Raw genomic sequence first — 3,689 nt, 5'->3', positions numbered from 1 at the left:
GAGATGCCCAACCGTTCCACAGCCCTGATCCAGAGCCTGAATACACTGCTCACTCCCGAACGCCTCGCACCGTACAAGGCCGCGGCCGGAGACGACAGTGAGATGCCCAACCGTTCCACAGCCCTGATCCAGAGCCTGAATACACTGCTCACTCCCGAACGCCTCGCACCGTACAAGGCCGCGGCCGGAGACGACATCGAAGGTGCACTGGATCTCTACGAATGGAACAGTCGCATCAGCGCTGCAGTGTTCGAAGACCTCGGTTACCTCGAAGTCGCGCTACGCAACGCCTGCCACAACCAGCTCATAATCTGGAATCAGCGCGAAAACAACGACGTGCCTTGGTATTTCAGAACAATATTCGGCCAGGAATCCCAGAAGGACATCGAAAAGGCTCGCCGGCGCTCTACTCGAACTGCCGATGTTGCGGGTGTATTGGTACGACTCTGCCCGCAACGGGATCCCGGACGCGCAGCAGGAACGCATCGGCGAACTCCCGAAAGTGAAGCTCCGACTCGGACGGTTCGGCGTCAACGGCGAGCAGAAGGGCGTCGATCTTCGGATCGGCCTCGACCTGGTGGCCCATGCCCGCAACAGGGCATCCGATGTGTTCTTCCTCGTCTCCGGCGACGACGACCTCGCCGAAGCAGTCGAAGAGGCCCAGGTGCACGGAGTGCAGGTCCTGCTGCTCGCGGTACCGACCGCCGACGGTAAAGCGCACGGCGTGAGCCGGCATCTGGTCCGCGGCCGATGACCTCGACAACATCGACGGCGCGGCGCTCGATGCCGCAGTGGTCAAAGTCGATCGCCACCCCGGGCCGGCGCCGAGACCCCCGCACCGGCCGTCGATGTCGACGACGACCGCAGCGGCGGCGCACCCGCCCACTCGCACTCCCCTCGACCTCGCGAGGCCTCAGCACACCCCGACAACGCCGCGACCGACATCGGTTCTGGCGTACAGTGTTTCAACGGGATCGCCCGCCCACAACCCGCACGGGTACGGTGACGACAACGACGAGCACGGCCCACTGATCGACGACGTCGTCTCCCGCGTTCTCACAGCGTTTCAGGAAAGCGCGACCGGTGAGGACCAACTCGAACTTCAGGCGGCGCGGCCCTCGATTCCACCGGACATCGACCGCGCACTTCTGCGGGACGCCTGCGACGTCACCCAGAAGTACGACCTGGACGAGAAGATCCGATACCGGTTGCGGGCACGGTTCTGGACGAAGTACGACCACTCCTGCGCCACGCCGCGAAGCTGACACACACCGACCCCGACGAACACCAGAGCACCGGCGCGAAAAAATGCAGTGCTGCAACAGATTCCGAACACACTGGACTGTCGGTGGGTACTGTCACGATGTTCCCATGGACCCCCGTGATGAACCGTTGACCGTTCCCGACGACTGCGTTCGGTGGTGCAGCGCCCGCGATCAAGGTCTTGCGGTGCTCGACGACATGGCCCTCGTCGACCTCGACTGGTGGAACACCCGCCTCGATCGCCACCGGATCCCGGTGCGGATCGCCGGCCACGACCGCGACGGACACCAGATAGACACCGGGACAGCGTATCTGAGCCGCAGTGATCTTCAGTGCGAGAGCGGCACCCTCGAAGTCGACGGTTGGCGGGATCTGAGCGCCCTCTACCTGTGCGCGGCGTGGCTCTACGCGCACCCGCACCGGGGCCGGGCACGGCGCTTCGTCGACGTCCGCACCCCGAGCACCCCGGATCAACCGTTCCGGGTCATCACCGAAGCGTTCGCCGCGTGCGAGCGATCCCCGGCGCTGACCGACGCCGGCCCGTTCCGGCAATGGTCCGGATGGCCGAAAACCCCCGGCGTCGGGCCGTCACTGTTCTCGTTGTACTGCTGGGCCACCCACCCCGACAGCATCTGGCGACCGCAACTTCTCGATCAACAATCCGTGTCGACCCTGCTCCAGCACGGCTGGCTGGAAAACCCCTCGGTCCCCCAGTTCACCGTCGCCCGCTACACCCGCTACACCGACCTGCTCCACCACTGGGCCCGACAAGCCGACACCACCGCCGAACTCGTCGAAATGTGGCTCACCCACCACTGGCGCACACAGATCACCGACGCCGACCGGGTGCGCCGCGCTCACCGCAACAACACCTGAACCCACACCCGTCGAGGCACCGGAAAAGACGGGCCCACCTCCCCGAACAGTCTCAGCCGGCGAACGGGGGGCGGCGCGATCTCATCGGGACTGTAAGAACAACGGTGTAACTCTGAAAGGAGATACGCCACTATGACTGATGTGATTGATCGTGAGACAGAGACGAACTCGGCTCAGCCGGGTATCAGCGATGCGCGGCTCAAAGAGCTGGTCGAGCAGGCGCGAGCCGAAGGGCTGCAGTTGACCGGAGATGGTGGATTGCTGTCGAAGCTGACCAAGCTAGTCGTGGAGTCCGCGCTCGAAGGCGAGATGGACGACCACCTCGGATACGGCAAGAGCGACCCGGCAGGCAGGGGCAGCGGCAACTCCCGCAACGGTAGACGCACCAAGAACGTGTTGACCGAGGCCGGCCCGGTCGAACTCGAGGTGCCCCGTGACCGGGATTCCTCCTTCGAACCGAAGATCGTGGCCAAGCGGCAGCGTCGGCTCTCAGGCGTGGAGGACATGGTGATCTCGTTGTCATCCAAGGGTTTGACGACCGGTGAGATCGCTGCACACCTGGCCGAGGTGTACGGAGCCGATGTGTCCAAGCAGACGATCTCGACGATCACCGAGCGGGTGATGGAAGGCATGGCCGAGTGGCAGAACCGGCCGTTGGACCCTGTGTACCCGGTGCTGTTCATCGACTGCATCCACGTCAAGATTCGCGAGGGCAACGTCGCCAACCGGCCGATCTACGTCGCGATGGGGGTGACTGTCGACGGCACCCGCGACATCCTCGGATTGTGGGCCGGTGAGCACGGCGACGGGGAAGGGGCGAAGTACTGGCTTCGGGTGTTGTCCGAGCTGAAAAACCGTGGTGTGCAGGATGTTCTGATCGTCGTGTGCGACGGTCTCAAGCATCTACCCGACTCGATCGAGCAAGTGTGGCCACAGACCATCGTGCAGACTTGTGTGGTCCATCTTCTCCGTAACACCTACGCCTATGCCTCCCGCAAGGACTGGTCCGAGATCGCCAAGGACCTCAAACCCGTCTACACGGCGCCGTCGGAGCAGGCCGCGCTCGACCGATTCGCAGAGTTCAGTGACAAATGGGAGAAACGCTATCCCGCGATCATCAGGCTCTGGACCAATGCCTGGGCTGAGTTCGTGCCGTTCCTACAATTCGACAACGCCATCCGGCAGGTCATCTACACGACCAACGCCATCGAAAGTGTCAACGCCCGAATCCGCAGGGCTATCAAGGCCCGTGGACACTTTCCGACCGAGGCCGCGGCCTTGAAATGCGTGTATCTGGCCATCATGAGCCTCGACCCGAAAGGCACCGCCCGCCAACGCTGGTCCAACCGATGGAAGGCAGCACTGAATGCCTTCGAGATAACGTTCGACGGACGGCTGTCTGCCGGACGAAAGTAGTTAGAAATCAATCAATTACACCGTTTTCTGGACAGACCCTTCTACGAAGTGTTCGATTCAGTGCAGCTGTTTGCTCGCCGCCGGATCGCAGGGGAGACAGTGTTGTTGTCGCACTTTCCGTACGTCGGGGACCA

The 3,689-nt window shown here is 63.0% G+C and carries 2 protein-coding genes and 1 pseudogene; all 3 read left to right on the top strand.

Annotation, left to right across the window (positions count from 1 at the left end; translation table 11 throughout):
* Positions 1 to 415: 415 nt before the first annotated feature.
* The 3 genes and pseudogenes from ABWI03_RS31705 (at position 416) to ABWI03_RS31695 (ending at position 3,555) form a co-directional block, all read left to right on the top strand.
* Positions 416 to 1,265, top strand: a pseudogene (locus ABWI03_RS31705) (NYN domain-containing protein).
* Positions 1,266 to 1,371: 106 nt separating this feature from the next.
* Positions 1,372 to 2,139, top strand: coding sequence for an 8-oxoguanine DNA glycosylase OGG fold protein (locus tag ABWI03_RS31700; protein WP_211919425.1), 768 nt, complete (start codon positions 1,372 to 1,374; stop codon positions 2,137 to 2,139).
* 132 nt (positions 2,140 to 2,271) lie between these two features.
* Positions 2,272 to 3,555 carry an IS256 family transposase gene (locus ABWI03_RS31695; RefSeq protein WP_003945410.1) on the top strand — a complete coding sequence of 428 codons (1,284 nt, stop codon included), beginning with the start codon at positions 2,272 to 2,274 and terminating at the stop codon, positions 3,553 to 3,555.
* Positions 3,556 to 3,689: the final 134 nt, after the last annotated feature.

This window comes from Rhodococcus baikonurensis, assembly GCF_040489275.1.
In the GTDB taxonomy this organism is placed as follows: domain Bacteria; phylum Actinomycetota; class Actinomycetes; order Mycobacteriales; family Mycobacteriaceae; genus Rhodococcus_F; species Rhodococcus_F baikonurensis.
This window is presented reverse-complemented; position numbering and strand designations above follow the sequence as displayed.

Bases quoted from the DNA above. Each gene is read 5' to 3' on its own strand.
- ABWI03_RS31700 (WP_211919425.1), top strand. From the start codon at position 1,372: ATGGACCCCCGTGATGAACCGTTGACCGTTCCCGACGACTGCGTTCGG.
- ABWI03_RS31695 (WP_003945410.1), top strand. From the start codon at position 2,272: ATGACTGATGTGATTGATCGTGAGACAGAGACGAACTCGGCTCAGCCG.